This window comes from Sphingomonas sp. BK235, assembly GCF_004345855.1.
In the GTDB taxonomy this organism is placed as follows: Bacteria; Pseudomonadota; Alphaproteobacteria; order Sphingomonadales; family Sphingomonadaceae; genus Sphingomonas.
Map to the genome: position 1 here is coordinate 166,029 of NZ_SLXN01000003.1, position 22,910 is coordinate 188,938.

At 70.8% G+C, this 22,910-nt stretch carries 18 protein-coding genes; 11 read left to right on the forward strand and 7 right to left on the reverse strand.

Features of this window, described 5'->3' with window-relative positions:
• Nucleotide 1: 1 nt before the first annotated feature.
• The 6 genes from EV292_RS09740 to EV292_RS09765 all read left to right on the forward strand — a co-directional run bounded on the left by EV292_RS09740 (nt 2) and on the right by EV292_RS09765 (nt 7,889).
• Entirely contained in the window at nt 2-1,093 is a 1,092-nt protein-coding gene (locus tag EV292_RS09740; RefSeq protein ID WP_132909015.1) for an alpha/beta hydrolase, read from the forward strand.
• Nucleotides 1,094-1,104: 11 nt separating this feature from the next.
• Entirely contained in the window at nt 1,105-1,590 is a 486-nt protein-coding gene (locus EV292_RS09745; RefSeq protein WP_132909016.1) for a DUF4142 domain-containing protein, read from the forward strand.
• An 80-nt stretch (nt 1,591-1,670) separates the two neighbouring features.
• The gene (locus tag EV292_RS09750; protein WP_243693701.1) at nt 1,671-4,286 is read left to right on the forward strand and encodes a TonB-dependent receptor; all 2,616 of its coding nucleotides are present in this window, start codon (nt 1,671-1,673) and stop codon (nt 4,284-4,286) included.
• A 131-nt stretch (nt 4,287-4,417) separates the two neighbouring features.
• On the forward strand, nt 4,418-6,322 hold the full coding sequence (locus EV292_RS09755; protein WP_132909017.1) for a sensor histidine kinase: 1,905 nt from the start codon (nt 4,418-4,420) through the stop codon (nt 6,320-6,322).
• 7 nt (nt 6,323-6,329) lie between these two features.
• Nucleotides 6,330-7,514 carry an acyl-CoA dehydrogenase gene (locus EV292_RS09760; RefSeq protein ID WP_132909018.1) on the forward strand — a complete coding sequence of 395 codons (1,185 nt, stop codon included), beginning with the start codon at nt 6,330-6,332 and terminating at the stop codon, nt 7,512-7,514.
• Between the two features lie 63 nt (nt 7,515-7,577).
• Entirely contained in the window at nt 7,578-7,889 is a 312-nt protein-coding gene (locus tag EV292_RS09765; protein WP_132909019.1) for a DUF6496 domain-containing protein, read from the forward strand.
• Nucleotides 7,890-8,082: 193 nt separating this feature from the next.
• Here the strand turns inward: EV292_RS09765 and EV292_RS09770 are convergent, their stop codons facing one another.
• Complete coding sequence (locus EV292_RS09770) at nt 8,083-8,691, reverse strand: NAD(P)-dependent oxidoreductase (RefSeq protein ID WP_132909020.1); 609 nt, start codon at nt 8,689-8,691, stop codon at nt 8,083-8,085.
• A gap of 55 nt (nt 8,692-8,746) precedes the next feature.
• Between EV292_RS09770 and EV292_RS09775 the strand changes: the two genes are divergently transcribed.
• The 5 genes from EV292_RS09775 (at nt 8,747) to EV292_RS09795 (ending at nt 16,139) form a co-directional block, all read left to right on the forward strand.
• Nucleotides 8,747-9,181: a helix-turn-helix domain-containing protein gene (locus tag EV292_RS09775; protein WP_132909021.1), complete on the forward strand. Its 435-nt coding sequence runs from the start codon at nt 8,747-8,749 to the stop codon at nt 9,179-9,181.
• A gap of 57 nt (nt 9,182-9,238) precedes the next feature.
• Complete coding sequence (locus EV292_RS09780; protein WP_243693702.1) at nt 9,239-10,333, forward strand: Gfo/Idh/MocA family oxidoreductase; 1,095 nt, start codon at nt 9,239-9,241, stop codon at nt 10,331-10,333.
• Complete coding sequence (locus EV292_RS09785; protein WP_132909022.1) at nt 10,330-11,349, forward strand: SMP-30/gluconolactonase/LRE family protein; 1,020 nt, start codon at nt 10,330-10,332, stop codon at nt 11,347-11,349. The genes EV292_RS09780 and EV292_RS09785 overlap by 4 nt, the downstream gene beginning before the upstream one ends.
• A gap of 559 nt (nt 11,350-11,908) precedes the next feature.
• Nucleotides 11,909-14,359 carry a TonB-dependent receptor gene (locus EV292_RS09790; protein ID WP_165927073.1) on the forward strand — a complete coding sequence of 817 codons (2,451 nt, stop codon included), beginning with the start codon at nt 11,909-11,911 and terminating at the stop codon, nt 14,357-14,359.
• Nucleotides 14,360-14,741: 382 nt separating this feature from the next.
• Nucleotides 14,742-16,139 carry a Gfo/Idh/MocA family oxidoreductase gene (locus tag EV292_RS09795; RefSeq protein ID WP_132909024.1) on the forward strand — a complete coding sequence of 466 codons (1,398 nt, stop codon included), beginning with the start codon at nt 14,742-14,744 and terminating at the stop codon, nt 16,137-16,139.
• 45 nt (nt 16,140-16,184) lie between these two features.
• On the opposite strand, the gene EV292_RS09800 is transcribed toward EV292_RS09795, so the two are convergent.
• The 6 genes from EV292_RS09800 to EV292_RS09825 form a co-directional block, all read right to left on the reverse strand.
• Nucleotides 16,185-16,481 carry a helix-turn-helix domain-containing protein gene (locus tag EV292_RS09800; protein ID WP_132909025.1) on the reverse strand — a complete coding sequence of 99 codons (297 nt, stop codon included), beginning with the start codon at nt 16,479-16,481 and terminating at the stop codon, nt 16,185-16,187.
• 176 nt (nt 16,482-16,657) lie between these two features.
• Nucleotides 16,658-16,840, reverse strand: coding sequence for a YbdD/YjiX family protein (locus EV292_RS09805; protein WP_132909026.1), 183 nt, complete (start codon nt 16,838-16,840; stop codon nt 16,658-16,660).
• Nucleotides 16,837-18,885 carry a carbon starvation CstA family protein gene (locus tag EV292_RS09810; protein ID WP_132909027.1) on the reverse strand — a complete coding sequence of 683 codons (2,049 nt, stop codon included), beginning with the start codon at nt 18,883-18,885 and terminating at the stop codon, nt 16,837-16,839. Before EV292_RS09810 ends, EV292_RS09805 begins: the two co-directional genes overlap by 4 nt.
• 427 nt (nt 18,886-19,312) lie before the next feature.
• A complete protein-coding gene (locus tag EV292_RS09815) occupies nt 19,313-20,491 on the reverse strand; it encodes a Gfo/Idh/MocA family oxidoreductase (RefSeq protein ID WP_132909028.1) in 1,179 nt (392 codons plus the stop codon).
• A gap of 28 nt (nt 20,492-20,519) precedes the next feature.
• Complete coding sequence (locus EV292_RS09820) at nt 20,520-21,782, reverse strand: Gfo/Idh/MocA family oxidoreductase (RefSeq protein ID WP_132909029.1); 1,263 nt, start codon at nt 21,780-21,782, stop codon at nt 20,520-20,522.
• A complete protein-coding gene (locus tag EV292_RS09825; protein ID WP_165927074.1) occupies nt 21,779-22,909 on the reverse strand; it encodes an FAD:protein FMN transferase in 1,131 nt (376 codons plus the stop codon). Before EV292_RS09825 ends, EV292_RS09820 begins: the two co-directional genes overlap by 4 nt.
• Nucleotide 22,910: the final 1 nt, after the last annotated feature.

Sequence of the window (22,910 nt, forward strand, 5' to 3'; positions counted from 1 at the left end):
CATGAGGACGGGTTGGTGCGTGGCCGCGGTGGCCGCGCTCGCGCTGGGCGGCGGCGCGCGCGCGCAGACGCCGGCGGCGCTCAACGGATCCCCCCCGACCCCGCGCGCCGCGGCGGCGACCCCGCTGCCCGCGCTGGCCGACGACATGAAGTCGGTGCTCGATCAGCTCCCCCTGCTCGGCGCGCGCGCGATCGAGACCTTGACCCCGGTGGAGGCCCGGCTCGAGCCCGGGGCGACCGACGCTTATCATGCCGCGATTCGCAAAGCGGGCATGTCGGTCGCGCCCGACGCGACCGTGACGACGCAGGACCTCGCCTATGGCACCCACGCGATGCAATATGCGCGCGTCTACAAGCCCGGGGCCGCGGCGGGGACGGGGGCGCCGCTTCCCTTGGTGGTCTATTATCACGGCGGTGGCTGGGTGCTCGCCGACGTCAACGCCTATGACGCGACGCCGCGGCTGCTCGCCAAGCAGCTCAACGCGATCGTCGTGTCGGTGGAATATCGCCACGCGCCCGAGTTCCGCTTCCCGGCGCAGCACGACGATGCCGCCGCGGCCTATGGCTGGGCAGTGCAGAACGCCGCCGCCTGGGGGGCCGATCCCGCGCGCGTCGCGCTGGCGGGCGAGAGCGCGGGGGGCAATCTCGCCGTCGCCACCGCGATCTACGCGCGCGATCACGCGCTGCCGCGCCCGGTCCATGTCCTCGCCGTCTACCCGATCGCCAACCGCGACGCCGCGCTGGCGTCGCGGCGCGACTCGTTCACCGCGACGCCGCTGGGCAGCGCGGCGCTCGACTGGTTCGCGCATTTCTACCAGGCCAGCCCCGCCGACGCGGCCGACCCGCGGCTGGATCTCGTCCATGCCGACCTGCGCGGGCTGCCCCCGGTGACGGTCGTCAACGCCCAGATCGACCCGCTGCGCTCGGACGGCGAGACGCTGGCGCAGGCGATCCGCGCCGCGGGCGGCGCGGTGCAGCAGCGGACCTTCGCGGGAGTGACGCACGAGTTCTTCGCGATGGGCCGGCTGGTGCGCGGCGCCTATGACGCCGAGCTCTACGCGGTCGGGCGGCTCAAGTCGGCGTTCGGGCTGTGAGGGGGCGGGTGATGAGGACGCTGCTCGGCGCGGCCGTGCTGGTGGGCGCGACGCTGGCGTCGACCGCATCGGCCGAGGTGATGACTCCGGCGCGCTATCTGGAGGCGGCGGGGGCGGCCGACCTGTACGAGCGCGCCGCCAGCCAGATGGTGCTCGAATCGACCACCGACCCGAAGCTGCGCGCGTTCGCCACCGCGATCGTGGCGGACCACGCGCGCGGCAGCGCTGCGCTGCGCGCCGCGGCGGCGCGCGCCCGGGTGCGAGTCCCCCCGGCGGCGCTGACCCCGCTCCACACCGAATGGATCGCCGAACTGCGCGCGGAGACCGGCGCCGCCCGCGACGCCACCTATCTGGCGCAGCAGCGCGCCGCGCACGGTCGCGTGGTGGCGCTGCATCAGGCCTATGCCGCGGGTGGCACCGCCGCCGCGCTCAAGGCCGCGGCGGGGCGCCTCGCCGCCACGGTCGCGCGCCATGTCGAGATGCTCAAGACGATGTAAGCGCGCCACGCGCCGCGCCGATAATAAATCGTCACGAAACCACTGCCCGGCGATTGACGCTGCGCGCGCCGCAGCGCAGCATGTCGTCACATAGTCGCAACAATGGGGGCATTGTGGTGGTGAGCTACAAGCGTCGCATGCTGGTGCAGCTTCTCGCGTCGGCCGCGATCGCGTCTCCCGCGGTGGCACAGACCGGAACGCCGCCCGATCCCGTCGCCGCCGCGCCGTCCGGCACCGGCCAGACCGACGCGCCGCAGAACAGCAGCACGACCGACGGCGACATCATCGTCACCGCGCAGAAGCGCGACGAGAATATCCAGAACGTGCCGATCAGCATCCAGGCCATCGGCACGCGCCGGCTGGATCAGCTCAACGTCTCGAACTTCAACGAATATACCCAATTGCTGCCGTCGGTGGCGTTTCAGTCGACCCAGCCGGGCGTCACCACCGTCTACATGCGCGGCGTCGCTTCGGGCGGCGACGGCAACCATTCGGGGTCGCTGCCCTCGGTCGGCACCTATCTCGACGAGCAGCCCGTCACCACGATCGGCGGCACGCTCGACATCCACATCTACGACGTCGCCCGCATCGAGAGCCTCGCCGGGCCACAGGGCACGCTCTACGGCGCGTCGAGCGAGGCGGGCACGATCCGCATCATCACCAACAAGCCCGACACCGCGGCCTTCTACGGCCGTGTCGACGGCGAAGTGAACAGCGTCCATTCGGGCGGGATCGGCTATTCCACCGAAGGGATGCTCAACATCCCGATCAGCGAGCGGGCGGCGCTGCGCGTCGTCGGCTTCTACCAGCGCGACGCGGGCTTCATCGACAACGTGCCGGGCACGCGCAGCTTCCTGCCGCAGCCCGGCGGCATCACGGTCGACAACGACCAGTTCGTCGAGAAGGACTATAACGACACGGAGACCTATGGCGGGCGCGCCGCGCTGAAGATCGACCTGGATGACAATTGGACCGCGACGCCGACGCTGCTCTACCAGGAGCAGCGCAGCCACGGCAGCTACGCCTTCGATCCGAGAGTCGGCGACCTCCAGCTCCAGCATTTCTACCCGGAATATCGCAAGGACCGGTTCGCCCAGGCGGCGCTGACGATCGAGGGGCAGCTCGGCAATTGGGACGTCACCTACGCCGGCGCCTATCTCGACCGCCGCGCCGAGCAGTCGACCGACTACACCGATTATTCCGAGGCATATGACTCGCTCTATTCCTCGGTCGGCGGGCTGGCCGGCTATTTCTATTATCAGGACGCCGCCGGCAACACGATCGACCCGCGCCAGCGCGTGATCGGGCGTGACCATTTCAAGAAGACCAGTCAGGAGCTCCGCGTCGCCTCGCCCGCCGACCAGCCGTTCCGGATCGTCGCGGGCGGTTTCTACCAGCGGCAGAGCAACCTGATCTTCCAGGACTATCAGATTCCGAACCTGGGGCCGGACGTGTCGGTCAACGGCTATCCGGGAACCTTGTGGCTCACCCGCCAGCATCGCGTCGACAAGGATTATGCGGTGTTCGGCGAGGCGAGCTACGATCTCACCCCGACGCTGACGCTCACCGCGGGCGGGCGCGCCTTCATCTACGACAATTCGCTCGTCGGCTTCTTCGGCTTCGGGCGCAATCCCGGGATCGATCCCGACGACGGCCGGCCCTATTCGGCCACGCCGTTCAATGCCGCGGGCAGCTCGCAGACGGGCGTCGCGGGCTGTTATCTCGCCGGCGGGGGCACGCTGCGCGACGCCTATCGCAACGGCGGCGACACCACCGCCTTCCTGCCCAACGACGACGTCGGCGCTATCCCCTGCACCAACCTCGGCGTGGTCAAGGGCGGCAAGGTGGTGCCCAAGCGCGCCGACGGGCAGGGCGTCACCTATCGCTTCAACGCGACGTGGAAGCCGACCGACCTGCTGCTGCTCTACGCCACCTGGTCGAAGGGCTTCCGCCCCGGCGGGATCAACCGGCGCGGCGACGTCGGCGACTATGACGCGGACTTCCTCACCAATTACGAGCTGGGCTGGAAGACGACCTGGCTCGACGGCCGATTGCGCGTCAACGGCGCGGTGTATCAGCAGAATTGGGACCAGTTCCAATTCTCGTTCCTGGGCGAGAACAGCTTCACCGTGATCCAGAACGGTCCCGACGCGCGGATCCGCGGGATCGAGATGGACGCCAATCTCGGCGTCGGCCCGCTGTCGTTGACCGCTTCGGGCTCCTATACCGATGCCAAGACGCGCACCGACCTGTGCCGGTCGGTCACCTGTCTCAATACCGACGGCGAGGATGTCGTCACGCCGGCGGGAGAACGGCTGCCGATCACGCCGCGCTTCAAGCTGAGCGGCACCGTGCGCTACACGGTGCCGATCGGCGCGGCCAAGGCGTATCTGCAGGGGCTGGTCGCGCACCAGAGCTCGGCGGCGTCCGATATCCGGCAACGCGTGCTGGAAACGGGCACCGGTCGTCTCGCCAACCCGGCGGCGGAGATCGGACGCCTGCCCGCCTACACCACCGCCAACCTCGCGCTGGGCGCGGAATGGGGCAAGTACACGCTCGAACTGTTCGCGCGCAATCTGTGGGACGAGCGCGGCCAGATCGCGCGCTTCGTGCAATGCGGCTCCTGCTACCAGCGTCCCTATGCGGTGCCGATCACCCCCCGCACGATCGGGCTCAGGCTCGGCGCGAAATTCTGAGTCCGGCGCGACCGGGCGGGAGGATGGTGCCGCCTCCTCCCGCCCGGACGGGCGCGTCGTGTCCGGTGGGCGGACAGGTGCGATGTGCCAAGTCACTGGCGGCACGCGCTATCGGCCGGTAAGCCGCGGCGATGACGGGGGCGCCGCAGCACCAGCATGACGAGGCGGGAGCGCAGTGGCTCCACCGGGCCGCCGAGGCGGCGGGTCACGCCATCCTGATCACCGAGGCGGCGATCGAGCCGCCCGGCCCGGTGATCCGCTTCGCCAACGCGGCGATGACCGCGCTGAGCGGCTATGAGAAGCACGAGCTGCTCGGCGCGACGCCGCGGATCGTACAGGGGCCGGCGACCGACCGGGCGGTGCTGAACGACCTCAAGGCGGCGCTGCGCGCGGGCCGCGGCTTCGCCGGCGAGACGACCAACTATCGCAAGGACGGCAGCACCTATGTCGTCGACTGGACGATCGACCCGATCCGCGACCGCGACGGCGCGATCGAGGGCTGGGTCGGCGTCCTGCGCGACGTCACCGCCGCGCGCCGTCGCGATGCCGCGCGCGCCGCGACCGATGCACGGTGGCGCGCGATCTTCTCCGCCGCCTCGGTCGGCCTGTCCGAGGTCGACCAGCACGGCCGCTTCCTGCGCGTCAATCAGCAATTGTGCACGATGCTCGGCCGCGACGAGGCGAGCTTGCTCAGCCTCGGGGTCGCCGACGTCACCGCGCCCGCCGATCTCCCCGGCTCGGTCGCGGCGGTCTCGCAGGCCTTGGCGAGCGGCCGCACCACCTCGCTCGACAAATGCTATCACCGCCCCGACGGCGTCACCGTGTGGGCGAACAGCAGCATCACCCCACTCGCCGCGGCGACCGAGGGGGGCGCGCGGACGCTGCTGGTGGTCACCATCGATCTCACCGCGCGCAAGCGCGCCGAGGCGGCGTTGCGCGAGAGCGAGGCGCGCTTCCGGCAGTTCGGCGCCGCCTCGGCCGACGCGCTCTGGGTGCGTGACGCGCGCGACCTGCGCGTCGAATATGCCAGCCCCGCGTTCGAACGGCTATATGGCCTGCCCGTGATCGAGGGCGAGACGGGCGCGCTGCGTCGGCTGACGCGGCTGGTGCTGCCCGCCGACCGCCGCCACGCGCTCGATGCGGTGCGACAAGTCCGGGGCGGCGCGACCGTCGCCTGCGAATATCGCGTCCGCCGCGCCGACGATGGCGCCCTGCGCTGGGTGCGCGACACCGCCTTCCCGCTGCTCGACCTCGAAGGACGGGTGCATCGCATCGGCGGGATCAGCGAGGACGTCACCGAGGCCAAGGCGAGCTCGGACCGGCTGGAGGTGCTGATCGCCGAACTCCAGCACCGCACGCGCAACCTGCTCGGGGTGGTGCGGGGTCTGTCGAACCAGCTGATCGCGCGCAGCGTGTCGCTCGACGATTATGCCGCGCGCTTCGACGATCGCCTGAGTGCGCTGGGGCGGGTCAACGGCCTGCTCGCGCGGCTGGAGGAGGGCGATCGTGTCACCTTCGACGAACTCGCGCGCAGCGAGCTGGAGTCGCTCGGCGGCCGCGACTGGCTGGCGTCAGCGCATGTGACGATGACGGGGCCGCGCGGGGTGCGGCTGCGCTCCGCCACGGTGCAGACGTTTGCGCTCGCGCTCCACGAACTTGCCACCAATGCGCTCAAATACGGCGCTCTGTCGGCGCGCGGCGGGCGGCTCGACCTGGCGTGGCGGGTGGCGGACGAAGCGGGTGTGCCGATGCTCCACGTCACCTGGCACGAGACGGGGGTGGCGCTCGATCCCGAGGCGGGCAGGCCGGCGGCGGGGGGCGGCTATGGTCGCGAGCTGATCGAACAGGCGCTGCCGTATCAGCTTGGCGCGCGGACGCGCTTCGAGTTGCGTGACGACGGCATCTATTGCGCGATCACCTTGCCGATCCCGCACGCGGCGCCGGGCGGTGCCGAAAGCGCGAGCGCTGGTCCGCGCGCTGCGCTAGAGCCGGACACAGACCCCGGCCGCGCCGGGCACGATATCGGAGAGGATTGATCACCTTATGACCAAGATGGGCCGGTTCGACTGGGCAGACCCGTTCCTGCTCGACGATCAATTGAGCGATGACGAGCGGATGGTGCGCGACACCGCGCGCGCCTATGCCGAGGACAAGCTCGCGCCGCGCATCGTCGAGGCGTTCGCGCACGAGCACACCGATCCCGCGATCTTCCGCGAGATGGGGGAGCTGGGGCTGCTCGGCCCGACCATCCCGGAGGAATATGGCGGCGTTGGCGCCTCCTATGTCGCCTACGGGCTGGTGGCGCGCGAGGTGGAGCGGATCGACTCGGGCTATCGCTCGATGATGAGCGTGCAGTCGAGCCTCGTGATGTACCCGATCTACGCCTACGGCTCGGAGGAGCAGCGCCACCGCTGGCTGCCCGGGCTGGCGCGCGGCGAGCTGATCGGCTGTTTCGGACTGACCGAGCCCGACGCCGGCTCCGACCCCGGCGGCATGACCACGCGCGCGCGCAAGAGCGACGGCGGCTACGTCCTCTCGGGCGCCAAGACGTGGATCTCGAACAGCCCGATCGCCGACGTGTTCGTGATCTGGGCCAAGAGCGACGCGCACGACGGCGCGATCCGCGGCTTCGTGCTGGAGAAGGGCGCGAAGGGGCTCGCCGCGCCCAAGATCGAGGGCAAGCTCTCCTTGCGCGCCTCGATCACCGGCATGGTGATGATGGACGAGGTCGAGGTCGGCGAGGACGCTTTGCTGCCGAACGTGGCAGGGCTGAAGGGGCCGTTCGGCTGCCTCAACCGCGCGCGCTACGGGATCAGCTGGGGCGCGCTGGGGGCGGCGGAATATTGCTTCCACGCCGCGCGGCAATACGGGCTCGACCGCAAGCAGTTCGGCACGCCGCTCGCCGGGCGCCAGCTGTTCCAGAAGAAGCTGGCCGACATGGAGACCGAGATCGCGCTCGGGCTGCAGGCGAGCCTGCGCGTCGGGCGGCTGATGGACGAGGGGCGGTTCGCGCCCGAGATGGTCTCGCTGGTGAAGCGCAACAACGTCGGCAAGGCCCTCGACGTGGCGCGCGCGGCGCGCGACATGCACGGCGGCAACGGCATCTCGGGTGAGTATCAGGTGATGCGCCACCTGATGAACCTCGAGACGGTCAACACCTACGAGGGCGCGCACGACGTCCACGCGCTGATCCTCGGCCGCGCGATAACCGGCATCGCGGCGTTCTGAGGATCTTGGAACCGCCCGCCGCCCGCCCCGGTTCTCGCTCGCATCGCGTCAGGAGCGGGTGAGATGGCGAAGCAGAGCAAGGCGCAGCAGGAGACGGTCGAGCGCGTGATGCACGAGTTCGCGGAAGGCGAGCTGGAGACCAGCGCGGGACGCAAGGTCACCAGTCGCCGACAGGCGGTCGCGATCGGGCTGAGCGAGGCGGGCGCGTCGAACCAGCAGAGCCCCGCGCAGAACAAGCGCCGCAAGGGCGAGGCGGAGCGGCGCGCGCGCGGGCAGGGGCCGACCAAGGCCGAGCTCTACGAGCGCGCGAAGAAGGCGGACGTGCCGGGCCGCTCGACGATGAGCAAGGCCGAGCTGGAGAAGGCGCTGGGCTGAGAGGGCGCCGGGTTGGGGTGAGTCGTGCCACTTCCGCTCGCCCTACCGCCGTCATCCCGGACTTGTTCCGGGATCCACCGTTCCGCGCATCCTCCGGCGGCGGCTCTCGCGGTGGGGTGGATCCCGGAACAAGTCCGGGATGACGGAAGGAGAAGGGGAGCGGCGGCCACGAAAGCTCCCCTCCGCCACCTCCTCAATAAGCCGCGGTGAAGCGCGCGCGCGGGTGGCGGTGCTGTTCCAGCTCGTCGACCATCGCGATCGCATAGTCGGCGAAGCTGATCCGGCTCTGCCCCTCGCCGTCGACCACCAGCTCGTCTCCGCCGAGCCGGAAGCGGCCGGTGCGCGGCCCCTCCTCGATCAGCGCGGCGGGCGAGAAGAAGGTCCAGTCGACGTCCTCCGCCCCACGCAGCGCCTCCAGGAAGCGCACGCCGCCCATCGCCATGTCGCGCCACGCCGCCGGGAAATCGGGCGAGTCGATCAGCCGGCCGCCGTCGGCGGTGCGCAGGCTCGCCGCGCCACCGGTGACCAGCAGCCGTGCGACGCCGGCGGTGCGGAGCGCGCCCAGCAGCGTCTCCGCGGTGACGTCGAAGTGGAGCGCGCTGATCACCGCGTCGTGGCCGCGGATCAGCCCGGCGAGCGCGTCGGCGTCGTGCGCGTCGCCCGCCAGCGCGCTGACGCCGTCGGCCGCGGGGATCGCCTCCGAGTGGCGCGCGATCGCGGTGACCTCGTGACCGCGCCGCGCCAGCTCCCGCGTGATCTCCTTGCCCGCGCGACCGCTCGCGCCCAGCACCGCTACCTTCATCTCGCCCTCCGTGGGTGGTTTCCAACGGTGACCTACTTGGCTAGGGCGAGGCGCCATGCAAGACGGCACTTCCACCTCACCTGGTCACTCCGGCGGTACCGCGCGCGGTGACGCTTATGCCGCCGATTGCCCGACGCGGCGCCTGCTCGACCGCGTCGGCGACAAATGGAGCGTGCTGATCCTGCTGCTGCTCGGCGACTCGCCGCGGCGCTTCAGCGAGCTCAAGCGGCGCATCGCGGGCGTGTCGCAGAAGATGCTGAGCCAGACGCTGCGCTCGCTCGAGCGCGACGGGTTGGTGACCCGAGAGGTCGAGGCCAGCGTGCCGATCAAGGTGGTGTATCGCGTCACCCCGCTCGGGCGCGAGCTGCTCGGTGCGCTGCGCCAGATGATCGACTGGGCGGAGACGCGGATGGGCGCGGTCGCCGAGGCGCAGGCACGTCACGACGCGCGCGGCGATGCTGCGGCGGAGATGGTAGCGCTCCCCGGATGATGCTGTTAACCCTCTGATCCACGACGCCGAAAGCGTCGATAACCAAGGGAGAGGGACATGCGCGAGGCCGACCGTCGCACCATCATCACCGGACTGGGGATGGGGCTCGCCGTGGCCGCGAGCGGCGCCTGCGCCGCGCCGCCGCGCGACCGCAAGATCGGCTATGCCGTGGTCGGACTGGGCCGCTACGCCGAGCTGATCATGTCCAAGTTCGCCGAGTGTGACCATTCGCGCCTCGTCGCTTTGGTCAGCGGCACGCCCGAGAAGCTCGAGAAGTTCGGGACGCAATACAACATCCCCAAAACGCACCGCTACAGCTACGCCAACTTCGATACGATCCGCGACAATCCCGACATCGACGTGGTCTACGTGATCCTGCCCAATTCGATGCACGCCGAATATGTCGTGCGCGCCGCCAAGGCGGGCAAGCACGTGATGTGCGAGAAGCCGATGGCGGTCTCGGTGGCGGAATGCGAGACGATGATCGCGGCCTGCCGCGCCGCCAAGCGCAAGCTGATGATCGGCTATCGCTCGCGCTTCCAGCCGCACAACATGCTCGCGATCCAGCTGGCGCAGAGCGGCTTCGTCGGGCCGACGCGGATCATCACCTCGGAGCACGGCTTCGACGCCAAGCCCAACCAGTGGCGGCTCGACCGGCCGCTGTCGGGGGGCGGCTCGCTGATGGACATCGGCATCTACAGCCTCAACGCGGCGCGCTATCTCGCCGGCGAGGACCCGGTCGAGGTCAGCGCGATCGAGTCGACCGACCGCTCCGACCCGCGCTTCCGCACGGTGGAGGACCGTATCTCGTTCCTGCTGCGCTTCCCCTCGGGGATCGAGGCGACCTGCGTGTCGAGCTACAGCTCGAACCACAACGCCTATCGCGTGATCGGCACCAAGGGCTGGATCGAGCTCGAGCCCGCCACCTCCTACGAGGGCCAGAAGATGCGGATCAACCGCGACGGCCGCACCGAGCCGCGCGACCCGCCCGCGGGCAAGGCGCAGCATGCGGCGCAGCTCGACCATCTCGCCGAGTGCATCTTCGACGACAAGCAGCCGCTGGTCGCGGGCGAGGAGGGGCTGGCCGACATGCGCGTGATCGAGGCGATCTACCGCTCGGCGCGCGAGGGCCAGCGCGTGCGGCTGGTATGACCGCGCTCACCCGGCGCGCCGCGCTCGCCGGACTGGGGGCGGGGCTGGGCGCAGCGGCGCTGATCGCGGGCGCCGCGCGCGCGGCCGAGCCGTCGCCGATGGGGGTGCTGCGGCTCGACCCGCGGCTCGACTCGATCATCCCGCCCGGCGCCACGATCGAGACGCTCGCCACCGGCTATCGCTGGGCCGAGGGGCCGGTGTGGGTGGCGAAGGGCGAGTATCTGCTGTTCTCCGACGTGCCCGCCAACGTCGTCCATCGCTGGTCGCGCCGCGACGGCGCGCGGCCGTTCCTCGATCCCTCGGGCCTGCAGACGCCGATCCCGCCCGCGATCCGCGAGGCCGGCGCCAACGGGCTGGCGCTCGATCGCGCCGGGCGGCTGATCGTCGCGGACAGCGGAACGCGCGCGATCGTGCGCGTCGACCTTGCCACCAAGAAGCGGACGGTGCTGGCCGAGCATTACCGCGGCAAGCGCTTCAACAGCCCCAACGACGTGGTCGTGGCGCGCTCGGGGGCGATCTACTTCACCGACCCGACCTACGGCTTCGCCGCCGGCCCCGACTCGCCGCTGCGCGAGCTCGACGTGATGGGGCTCTACCGGCTCGATCCCGACGGTACGGTGACATTGCTCGACGGCGCGCGGCGGTTTCCCAACGGCGTCGGCCTCTCGCCCGACGAGCGGACCTTGTATCTGGCGTGCTCGGACGACGCCGCGCCCTTGGTCTGGGCCTATGCGCTCGACACGCGCGGCTCGCCGACGGGATCGCGCGTGTTCAGCGACATGCGCGCGGACAAGGCGAAGGGCTGGGCCGGCGCGCCCGATGGCATGGACGTCGCCGCGGCGGGCCATCTGTTCGTCAGCGGGCCGGGCGGCATGCACGTGCTCAGCCCTGCGGGCGAGCCGCTCGGCATCATCGGCAACGGCAAGCCGATCGCCAACGCCTGCGTCGGCGAGGGCGGGCGCAGCCTGTTCCTGACCGCGTCGGACCGGATCTGCCGCGTGGCGCTGGTGGGGTGAGGGGCCGGCGCGCCGCCTGCTAAGCTCCCCTCCCTTTCAGGGTGGGGCGTCACAGGGGCTCGCCGCCTGAGGAAGCGCCCTACGCCACTCCGTCGTCATCCCGGACTTGGTCCGGGATCCACCGTGCCGCATGCACGTGAAGCGTTGCTCTCGCGGAAGAGTGGATCCCGGAACAAGTCCGGGATGACGGCAGGGGAAGAGCGTTCCGGGAGGGTCGCTGAGGGCTCGTGCGAGGGAAGGGGCTCGGAGCCGCCCCACTGCGGCTGAGATGACGGCAGCGGAAGAGCGTTCCGGGAGGTTCGCTGAGGGCTCGTGCGAGGGAAGGGGCTCGGAGCCGCCCCACTGCGGCTGAGATGACGGCAGGGGAAGAGCGTTCCGGGAGGTCCGCTGAGGGCTCGTGCGAGGGACGGAACTCGGAGCCGCCCCACTGTGGCTCAGAAGCAACCCCGCCCTTGCAATGGCCTCCTGCCGGCCCGCCGCGTGTCGACACGAGTCCGCCCGCGACGTACATTCGTGGTTAACGGCGCCGCCCGAGCGCCGCACCAGAGGGAGAAGAAGCATGCGGTCCACCCACGCCACGCGGCTGCTCAGCGGCGCCGCCACCGTCGCGCTGACGCTGCTCGCCGCGCCCGCGCTCGCCCAGGCCGACACCGGCCAGACCACCGCGCAGGACACCGCGCAGCGCTCGCAGCCCGACACCGGCATCGTCGACACGACCGCGCCGACCGGCGACGACATCATCGTCGTCGGCACCGCGGGCGGCGGCACGCGGCGGCAGGACGCCGCCTTCGCGGTCACCACGCTCAGCGACGACGCGATCGAGCGCGCCGCGCCCAACAGCACCGCCGACCTGCTCCGCACCGTCCCCGGCGTGATGGCGGAGAGCTCGGGCGGGCAGAACGGCGCCAATATCTTCGTCCGCGGCTACCCCTCGGGCGGCGACGCGCAGTTCGTCACCTTCCAGCTCGGCGGCGTGCCGATCTTCCCGCCCTCGACGCTGTCGTTCCTCGAGAACTCGCAGCTGATCCGGCTCGACGAGACGGTGCAGCGGGTCGAGGCGGTGCGCGGCGGCACCGGCTCGCTCTTCTCCAACGGCCAGCCCGGCCTGACCGTCAACGTCGTGCCGCGCACCGGCGGCAGCGCGCTCCACGGCCTCGCGAAATTCTCGTACACCGACTTCGACGAGGCGCGCGGCGACGCCTGGGTGTCGGGCCCGCTCGGCGAGAACACCGGCTTCATGATCGGCGGCTTCTACGCGCAGGGCAACGGCATCCGCGACCCGGGCTTCCGCGCCGAGAAGGGCGGGCAGGTCACCGCCAACATCCACCACGATTTCGAGGGACGCGGCTCGGTCGAGGTCTATGCGCGCTACCTCAACGATCGCGGCCAGTGGCTGCTGCCGCTCCCGGTGATCCAGGACGGGCGCACGATCAGCGCCTATCCCGGCTTCGACGCGGGCACCGGCACCCTGCTCGGGCCCGAGACGCGGCTGACGCGCAACGTCAAGGGCAACACCGTCAACCTCGAGAACGGCCGCGGCGCGGACGTGATCAACACCGGCATCACCTTCGACTATGAGGTGGCCGACGGCCTGCGCGTGCGCGAGCGGATGAGCTACCTCGGCGGGCGCGCCGACACGGTCGGGCTCGTCCCCGACGGCCCGCCCACCGCCGCCTCGGCGATGGCGACCGCGCTCGGCGGCGCGGGCTCGACCGTCGCCTCGCTGAGCTACGTCAACGGCGGCGGCGCGGTCGCCTCGGGCGCGGACACGCAGGTGATGCGCGCGGGCATCTGGAGCGTGCAGAAGAAGATCACCTCCTTCGTCGCCGACACCGCGCTGGAGTGGAAGGCCGGCGGCAACAAGCTGACCGGCGGCTTCTACTACGCCGATTACACCACACGGGACCAATGGGCGCTGGGCAACCAGGTGCTGCTCACCGCCGAGCCGCGCGCGCGGCTGCTCAACATGACGCTCAACGGCGGGCGCACCGCGACGCAGAACGGCTTCACCAGCGGCGACGGCTTCCTCGTCGACGCTTACTACAAGGGATCGGACCTCGCCTTCTACGCGGTCGACGAGCTGCAGATCACGTCGCAGCTGCGCGTCGACGGCGGGCTGCGCTATCAGAAGCATATCGTCGACGGCAACCTGCGCACCCCGGCGGCGACCCAGGTCAACCTCGATGGCAACCCGAACACGCTCTACGACAATGCCGTCAACGTGTTCGGCGACCGGCGCGCGCTCGATCCGTTCCGCGAGGGACGCTGGTCATGGACCGCGGGCGCCAACTACGACTTCACCTCGCAGGTCGGCGTGTTCGCGCGCTACAGCCGCGGCCACAGCTTCCCGCAGTTCGACAACCTGCGCGAGGGGCTGACGATCGTTGCCAAGGTCGACACCTACGAGGGCGGGCTCAAGGTCTCGATGCCGTGGCTCAACCTCTACGCCACCGTGTTCCACAACACGTTCGACGGACTGGCGACGACGCAGCTGATCAACAACGTCGCGCTGAGCCAGGTCGGCGGTGCCAAGGCGACCGGCGTCGAGCTCGAGGGCGCGATCCGGCCGTTCGCGGGCTTCAGCCTCGCGGCGGCGGGGACCTTCCTCGACGGCACCTACCAGGACTTCTTCACCGGCGGCGGCGCGATCGACAACACGGGCAACCGCGTCCAGCGCCAGCCGCGCTGGATGTGGCGGGTGACGCCGTCCTACGAGCTGCCAGTAGGGAGCCTGCGACCGTCGCTGTTCGCGACGCTGCAATATACCGGCGACCGCTTCTCCGATCCCGAGAACCAGCAGCTGCTGCCGCGCTTCTACCAGCTCGACGCGGGCGTGTCGGTCGAGGTGGCGGAGCGGATCCGGCTCCAGGTGACGGGCAACAATCTCACCAACGAGATCGGGCTGACCGAGGGCAACCCGCGCATCATCGGCGCGCAGGGGACGGGGCCGGTGCTGGCGCGCCCGATCCTCGGCCGCTCGCTCCGCTTCAGCGCGGCGCTGAGCTTCTGAGGGGGAGGGACGTACCTCACCCCTCCCGTCATCCCGGACCTGTCCGAGGCGCACGCGACCCGCGCCGACGCCGTCATCCCGGCCTTGAGCCGGGATCCATGTTTCCGCGAGAACAACGGCTCGGGTGTTCGCGGCACGATGGATCCCGGGTCAAGCCCGGGATGACGGTAGAAGGGTCAAGGTCCACTTACGGGGAGGGCCGACCCGTCGCGTCGATCATACGGCAGCGACGCTAACGTATCGGCTTGCTCCGTCACCCGACGTGCCGCATACAATAAGATAATTGCTTTCGAATGGCGCGACTCCCGGTGCTTGGCCGGGAACGCGGCACGACGGCGGTGAGCGCGCAAGCCTCTGCAACGACGCACGCGAAGGAGAGACGATGACGATCAGCGAGGGGATCAGCCGCCGCACGTGGCTGGCCGGGGCGGCGGCCACGGCGATGGCAGGGGCGCTGCCGGGCGCCGCGCAGGCGGCGCGGCGCCGCAAGGCGGGCGACAAGATCAACATCGCGGTGATCGGCGCAGGTGGCATGGGCGCCGCCAACGCCTCGCGGCTGACCGGCGAGAACATCGTCGCCGCCTGTGACGTCGATTTCGACCATGTCGCCAAGTCGCTGCTCGGCCGTGACGGCAACACCAACCCCGAGCGGGTCGCGCTGCGCGCCGCCTATGACAAGGCCGAGCGCTTCAGCGATTACCGCCAGCTGTTCGACAAGCGGAAGGACATCGAGGCGGTGCTGATCGCCACGCCCGACCACCATCACGCGGTCGCGGCCAAGATGGCGATGGAGCGCGGGCTCCACGTCTATGTCCAGAAGCCGCTGACCTACACGGTGGCGGAGAGCCGCATGCTGGCCGAGCTGGCGCGCAAGAACCCCAAGCTCGTCACGCAGATGGGCAACCAGGGCCACTCGGGCGACGACGGCCGCCGCGTGGTGGAGCTGCTGCGCGGCGGCGCGATCGGCAACGTGCGCGAGGTCCACGCCTGGACCAACCGCCCGATCTGGCCGCAGGGCATCGCGCGCCCCGATCCGGTCGCCAAGCCCGCCAGCCTCGACTGGGACCTGTGGCTCGGGCCGGCCTCGGTCGACTGGGGCTACAACCCCGATTACGCCCACTTCAACTGGCGCGGCTGGACCCCGTTCGGCACCGGCGCGCTGGGCGACATGGGCGCGCATCTGCTCGACTTCCCGGTGTGGGCGCTCGAGCCCGGACTGCCGACCCGGGTCGAGACGCGTCACTCGCGCTGGGCGTCGCGCGACCAGCCGGCACAGCCGGGCAGCTGGCCGCTGGCGGGGCTGACCTTCTTCGAGTTCGGCAATGCCAAGGGCGGTCCGATCAAGCTCACCTGGTACGACGGCGGGCTGATGCCGCCGAGCCCGCGCGACCTGCCGGCGGAAGCGGTGATGTCGCCGGAGGGCGGCGTGCTCTACATCGGCGACCAGGGCATGCTGATGCACGAGACCTATGGCGAGAAGCCGGTGGTGTTCGGCGCCGGCGCGGCCGAGCGCGCCGCGGCGGTGCCGCGCTCGCTGCCGCGGATCGAGGGCGGGTTGCAGGGCCATGAGCGCAACTGGCTCGCCGCGATCCGCGGGGAGACGCAGGCGTCCTGCCCGTTCGCCTACGCGACGACGCTCAACGAGACGATGCTGCTCGGCATGGTCGCGCTGCGCGCGGGTCGGCCGATCACCTACGACGGCAACGCCGCGCGGATCACCGACGCGGCGGAAGCGAACACGCTGCTGACGCGCGACTATCGCGCCGGTTGGACGGTCTGACCGTCGCCTGGGCGCGGGCGCAGCGGCTCGCCGCCGCGCCCGCGCTCAGGCGTGCTGCTGCTTCTCTTCGGGCACCAGATACCACACGCCCTCGACCAGGATCACGCGCGAGCCACCGCTGCCCGCCGCCGCGGTGGTGGCAGCGGGGCTGCGTCGGCGCGGGGCGCGCTCGCTGAGCATGATGTCATAGGTCTTGATCAGCCGGTACAAGGTGGTGCGCCCGATCCGCAGCCGCTGTGCCGCATGCGTCAGGTTGTTGTCGGTCGCGAGCAGGGCCGCGACGATCGCGTCACGCTGCGCCGCCGCCATGGTGCCGCCGATCTGCCAGTCCGGAATACTCATTCAAGCACCTACATCGCGCTGGAAGGTCCCGGGTAGAACGACTTCCCCCGGGATGATGATAAACCGTGGCAGATGGCATATCAACGACCAATTAACCGGCACGTCAGCGCGGGTTCATCGCGCCGTCACCGGGCGGGAGACTTGTCCGGCACGTGCTTGTACGAAATTACCTCTGTTCAGCAGCAGCGACCATTGCCGCCGCGATAGCGCGCCGCCTCGCGGTCTCGGAAGAACTGCGCGCGGGTCATGACCGGGCGCTCGGGATGGTGGTCGGCGAGGTGGCGGCGATAGGCGTCGTAGTCGGGCTGGCCGACCATCAGCCGCGCGGTCTGCGCCAGGCGTCGCAGCAGCCCGCTCACGCCGCGATCCCGGCCGCGGGAATCTCCTGGACCGACGGTCGATCGATCCGACGCGCGGCGAGGCAGGTGCGTACCGCATAGACGAGGATCGCGATCACGACCGCGAGGAACAGCGCGCAGAGCGCCGCGTCGATCCGGTCGTTGAGCACGATCCGGCGCATTTCCGCGATCGACTTGGCGGGCTTGAGCACCTCGCCGCGCGCCGCGGCGTCGGCGAAGCGGCTGGCATGCGCGAGGAAGCCGATCGCGGGATCGGGATGCGCCAGCTTCATCACGCCCGCGGTGCCGGTACACAGCACCAGCCAGGCCGCGGGCAGCGCGGTCACCCAGGCGAAGCGCGCGCGCTTCATCCGGAACAGCACCACGGTGGCGAGCAGCAGCGCTACCGCGGCGAGCATCTGGTTGGAGATGCCGAACAGCGGCCACAAGGTATTCACCCCGCCGAGCGGGTCGGTCACCCCCTGGTAGAGGAAGAAGCCCCAGGCGCCGACGCAGAGCAATGTCGCGATCAGCCCGGGCACGAAGCCGCGCGTGTCCTTGAAGCGCGGTACCGCGAGCGCGAGCAGGTCCTGCAGCATGAAGCGCCCCGCGCGCGTCCCGGCATCGACCGCGGTGAGGATGAACAGCGCCTCGAACAGGATCGCGAAATGATACCAGAAGGCCTTCATCGCGGGGCCGCCGACCGCGTGCGAGAAGATCTCCGCCATCGCCACCGCCAGCGTCGGCGCACCGCCGGCGCGGCTGATGATGGTGGTCTCGCCGACCTGGCGCGCGGTGTCGGTCAGCGTCTCGGGCGCGATCGGAAAGCCCATCGCGGTCACCGCCGCGGCGGCGGTGGCGGGATCGCCCGCGGTGACCGCGGCGGGGGCGTTCATCGCGAAATAGATGCCGGGGTCGAGGATGCACGCCGCCACGAGCGCCATGATCGCCACGGCGCTCTCCATCAGCATCGCGCCATAGCCGATGAAGGCGGCGTCACCCTCGCTCGCGATCAGCTTGGGCGTGGTGCCGCTCGCGATCAGCGCGTGGAAGCCCGACACCGCACCGCAGGCGATGGTGATGAACAGGAAGGGGAACAGCGGCCCGGCCCAGACCGGCCCGCGGCCCGTGGCGGCGAAGTCGGTGAGCGCGGGCATGCGCAGCGGCGGCGCCAGCAGCACGATGCCGATCGCCAGCGCGGCGATCGCGCCGATCTTGAGGAAGGTCGAGAGATAGTCGCGCGGCGCCAGCAGCAGCCACACCGGCAGCAGCGACGCCACCGCGCCATAGGCGATCAGCCCGACGCACAGCGCCACCGGCGTGAGCGTGAACCACGGCGCCAGCGTCGCGCTCGCCGCGACCGACTGGCCGAGCAGGATCGCCGCGACCAGCCCGACGATCCCGATCAGCGACACCTCGCCGATCGCGCCGGGCCGCAGCCAGCGCGTATAGCCGCCCATCACCATCGCCAGCGGCACGGTGGCGACCACGGTGAACAGCCCCCACGGGCTCTCCGCCAGCGCGCGCACCACGATCAGCGCGAGCACCGCGAGGATGATCACCATGATCATGAAGGCACCGACCAGCGCGATCGTGCCGGGCACCGCGCCCATCTCCATCCGGATCAGCTCGCCGAGCGAGCGCCCGTCGCGCCGCATCGAGATGAACAGCACCATGAAATCCTGCACCGCCCCGGCGAGCACCACGCCGGCAAGGATCCACAGCGTGCCGGGCAGATACCCCATCTGCGCCGCGAGCACCGGCCCCACCAGCGGTCCCGCGCCGGCGATGGCGGCGAAATGGTGGCCGAACAGCACGCGCCGGTCGGTCGCGACATAGTCGAGCCCGTCGGCGCGGCGCACCGCGGGCGTCGGGCGTGCCGGATCAATCGCGACGACGACGCGCGCGATGTAGCGCGCGTAATAACGGTAGGCGACGAGATAGATCGAGAGGGCGGCGGTGACGATCCACAGCGCGTTGACCGGCTCGCCGCGCACCGACGCGACCACGCCGAGGCAGCCCGCGCCGACGAGCGCGAGCAGGATCCACGGAAGGTGCCTGGTCATGGTCGCGCGCTCCTCGTCCTCATCGCCCTGCTATGCCTTGTAGCGGCGGACGCGGGCAACGGGGTTGACGGTCGCGCGGCACCTTACGTCGCCCGCTATGGCCGGGCTGTTGCCCATGGCGGTGCGACGGGCGGCACGCGTCACGCACTGCCGCCCTCCCGGACGTGGCAAGCGTTGCAATCCTCCGGGAGATCGACGCGCGCGGCACCACGGATCCGGACTCGAGAGGTGGGTGGTCGCGCTGGCGGCTCGCCCCACGCGTCATCCCGGGCTCGACCCGGGATCCATGGTGCCGCGAGAGCGGCCGGCGTTGCTAATGCGGACGGATGGATCCCGGCTCGAAACCGGGATGACGGTGCCGAATTCACATGTAGCCCCGGTTGCCGCGAGCGGGGAGGCGTGCTGTCGCCTGCGCGCCTCTTCCCGCTCAGCCGCCCTGCACCGGCGGCCGCGCGCCCGAGAGCGTGCGCGCCTTGGCCTGCGCGGTCAGCACCAGCTCGGCGGCGAGCAGCGCCTGCGCCTGGTTCTGCGCCACCTCGCTGCGCTCCACCACGTCGGTGACGAACTGCGGCCCGAACGGCAGCGGCACCTTGCTGCAATCCATGTAGCGCGTGCCCTTCTTGTCCGCGAGGAACAGGTGGTTGCCGCCGGGCCGTCCCTCGATGTCGACATATTTGCGCAGCTCGATATAGCCCTCGGTGCCGAGGATGAAAACGCGCCCGTCGCCCCAGGTCGGCAAGCCGTCGGGGGTGTACCAATCGACCCGGACATAGCCGGTCCCACCATTGCCGGTCAGCATCATGTCGCCGAAGTCCTGGAACCGGGGATGCTGCGGCGTGGCGACATTGCCGACCTGCGACGCCACCACCGAGGCCTCGGTCGAGCCGGTGTAGAAGACGAACTGGTCGGCCTGGTGGCTGCCGATGTCGGTGAGGATGCCGCCATAATATTTGACGTCCCAGAACCACTCGGGGCGGCTCGGCGCGCTGACGCGGTGCGGCGCGATGTTGATCGTCTGCACCACGCGGCCGATCGCGCCGGCATGGACCAGCTCGCCCGCCTTGACCGCGGCGCGCACCTCGAGCCGCTCGGAATACATGATCGCGAACTTGCGCTTGGTCGCCGCGATCGTGCGGCGCACCTCGGCGAGCTGGTCCAGGCTGGTGATGCCGGGCTTGTCCGACAGGAAGTCCTTGCCCGCGCGCATCACGCGCACGCCGAGCGGCGCGCGGAGATTGGGGATCGAGGCGCTGGCGACGACCTGGATCGTCTTGTCGGCGAGGATCTCCTCCTCGGTGCGCGCCACCTTCACGTCGCCGTAGCGCCTGCGGAAGGGGACGAGCTGGTTCGGGTCGCCCGCGTGCACCGCCACCAAGGTGCCGCCGCCGCGGATCAGCGCGTCGGTGATCGCGTAGATGTGCGAGTGATCGAGGCCGATCACCGCGAAGCGCAGGCGATTCTTCGCGCTCGGGTCAGGGCCGGTCGGCGCACCCTCGGCGGAGACGCCGTTGCCCGCCGAGGTCGATTGCGCCGCGGCCGCGCCGGCGAGCCCGGCGCCGACGAGCCCGGCACCGGCGAGCAGGAGGCGGCGATCGATCATGTCCATGGCAGCAGGTCCTCAGGAGAAGGTAAGGTCAGACGGTGACGAGGTCGGTCGGCCAGTCGAGCGCGCGGCCGGTGTCGATCGCCTGCTCGCCGAGCAGCGAGGCGACGCTGGCGTAATAGGCCTGGGCGAGCAGCCCGGGCACCTCCTTGCCGCTGCGCACCGCCTCGCCGAAGCCCTCGAACTGGAGCATCGTCTCGTCATATTCGCCCCAGCCGAGCGAGTCGCCCGGCGTGGTGACGGGCAGCTCGGGGAACCAGGTGGCGCCGCCGATCGGCACTTTGCTCTTGCGCCCGGCCTGGACGTCCTTGCGCATCTTGGCCAGCGCGGGGACGGCGGCGGGCTGGACCTCCTGGTAGATGCGGCCGAGCTCGGGCTCGATCGTGCCCTTGCTGCCCTGGATCTGCTCCTCGCATCCGTAGCGCGCGTTGTTGAGCATCGAGGTGTAGATCACCTTCCGCCCCTCGGAATAATCGTAGATCAGCGCGACCTGGTCATAGACCTCGCGGCCGTCCTTCCAGAAGCAGATGCTGCCCGAGCCCATCACGCGCGTCGGCAGACCGTCCATGAACCAATTAGCGACCTGGAGCTGGTGCGTCGCCAGCTCGGTCATCAGCCCGGCCGAGCGCGCGCGGTACAGCCGCCAGTTGATCTCGCGCTCCTGCCCGCCGGGCGGCACGTCGCGGCGCCAGCTGCGGTTGCGGTGCCAGCTCGCGCGGATCTGCGTGATCGTGCCGATCTCGCCCGACTTGGCGCGCTGGAGCGCGTTGAGATAGGTCGGGTTGAACAGCCGCTGGTGACCGATCTGGAGCAATTTGCCGCGCTGGCGCGCGCGCGTGACCATCGCGCCGCAATCGGCGATCGTGCGCGCCATCGCCTTCTCGCAGAACACCGGATAGCCGGCGTCGAGCGCGTCGAACGTGTGGCGCGCGTGGAGGTCGAGCGGGGTGGCGATCACCACCGCGTCGATCCCCTTGGCATCGAGCAGCGCGCGGTGATCGGTGAAGACGGGCGTGTTGGCGGGCACCAGCGCGCGCGCCTTGGCCATGTGCGGCGCGAATGGGTCGCACAGAGCGGCGACGGTGCAGTTGCGCGTCTTGTTGATGTTCTGGATCAGCGCGCGGCCGCGGTCGCCGGTGCCGATCACGCCGAGCCGGACGCGCGGGCCACTCGCGGGCTCGGCCGCGGCGAGCGCGGTCCAGGGCGCGGCGACGCTCATCCCCACGCCGGCCGAGGCGACCAGCACGCGATCGAGGAAGGAGCGGCGCGAGAGCGCGAAATCGTCGTCGGTCATGCGGTGAGTTCCATCGGTCGGTCGGCGCGCGTCGGCGCGTCATGGGAGAACAGGAAGCGACGGTCGGGCGCCGCGGCGCGCAGGCGGGCGAGCGCGGGCGCGTCGGCGACGAGCAGCGCGGTGCTGAGCGCCTCGGCCTCGGCGCCGGTGGTCGCGACCGCGACGGCGGTGGCGGGGCGGGTGACGATCGCGCCGTCGGTGGGGCGTACCATCGCGGCGCGGCCGGGCTTGGCGGCACCGGCACCGACCGTGGACGAGACCGAGAGCGACGCGTCGCTTAGCTCGAGCTCGGTCAACCACACGCCGTCGATCTCCGGGTGCGGGATCGCGAGCGGCCACGCGCCGCCGAGCGGGTGTTCGCCGATCACCGCGATCGAGCTCTCGCCGGCGGAGAGGAACGCCGAGGTGACGCCCGCGGCACGCAGCACGGCGGCGGCGCGGTCGAGCGCATAGCCCTTGCCGAAGCCGCCGAAGTCGAGCGCGAGCGGGTGCGCGGCGGCGACGCGGCGGGCGGCGCGATCGATCGTGAGGGCGGACCAGTTGGGGAGGGGGGCGGTATCGTCTGCGCCACGCGCGCTTGTGCCCCGGCGGAGGCCGGGGCCCAGTAGGGAAGGTGGATGTGGTGACGACGCGACGCCGCCCACGTCGCCGCTGGAGGAACGCTGGCGGGAGATCGTCTCCTCCCCCTCACGTTCCACCCCGGCGGACGCCGGGGTCCAGTTGGGGGACGCCTCGCAAGAGTCACTGAAGCCTTCCCAACTGGGCCCCGGCGTTCGCCGGGGAACAGGCTTGTGGGAAGCAGGGATGACATCGCGCCATCGGCGAGCAGGCCCGCCACCCCCCACGCCCGGATCGAACAGCCCGCCCGTCGCGCGCCACATCGCATTCACCGCGAGCAGCGCCTCCCACAGCAGCGGGTCCGCCACCACCGCCGCGCCGCCCACCGCCAGCACCCGGTTAAGCACCACCGCGGGCGACTCGCGTCGCACCGTCAGTGCGTCCTCCACCGCCTCCACCGCAGCGCGCGCGGCGGCGAGCGCATCGGGAGCATCGCGGCCGAACAGGTGAAGCTCGACCCGCGTGCCCATCGCGGCGAACCGCGCGACGCTCGCCTCCACCTCGGTCACC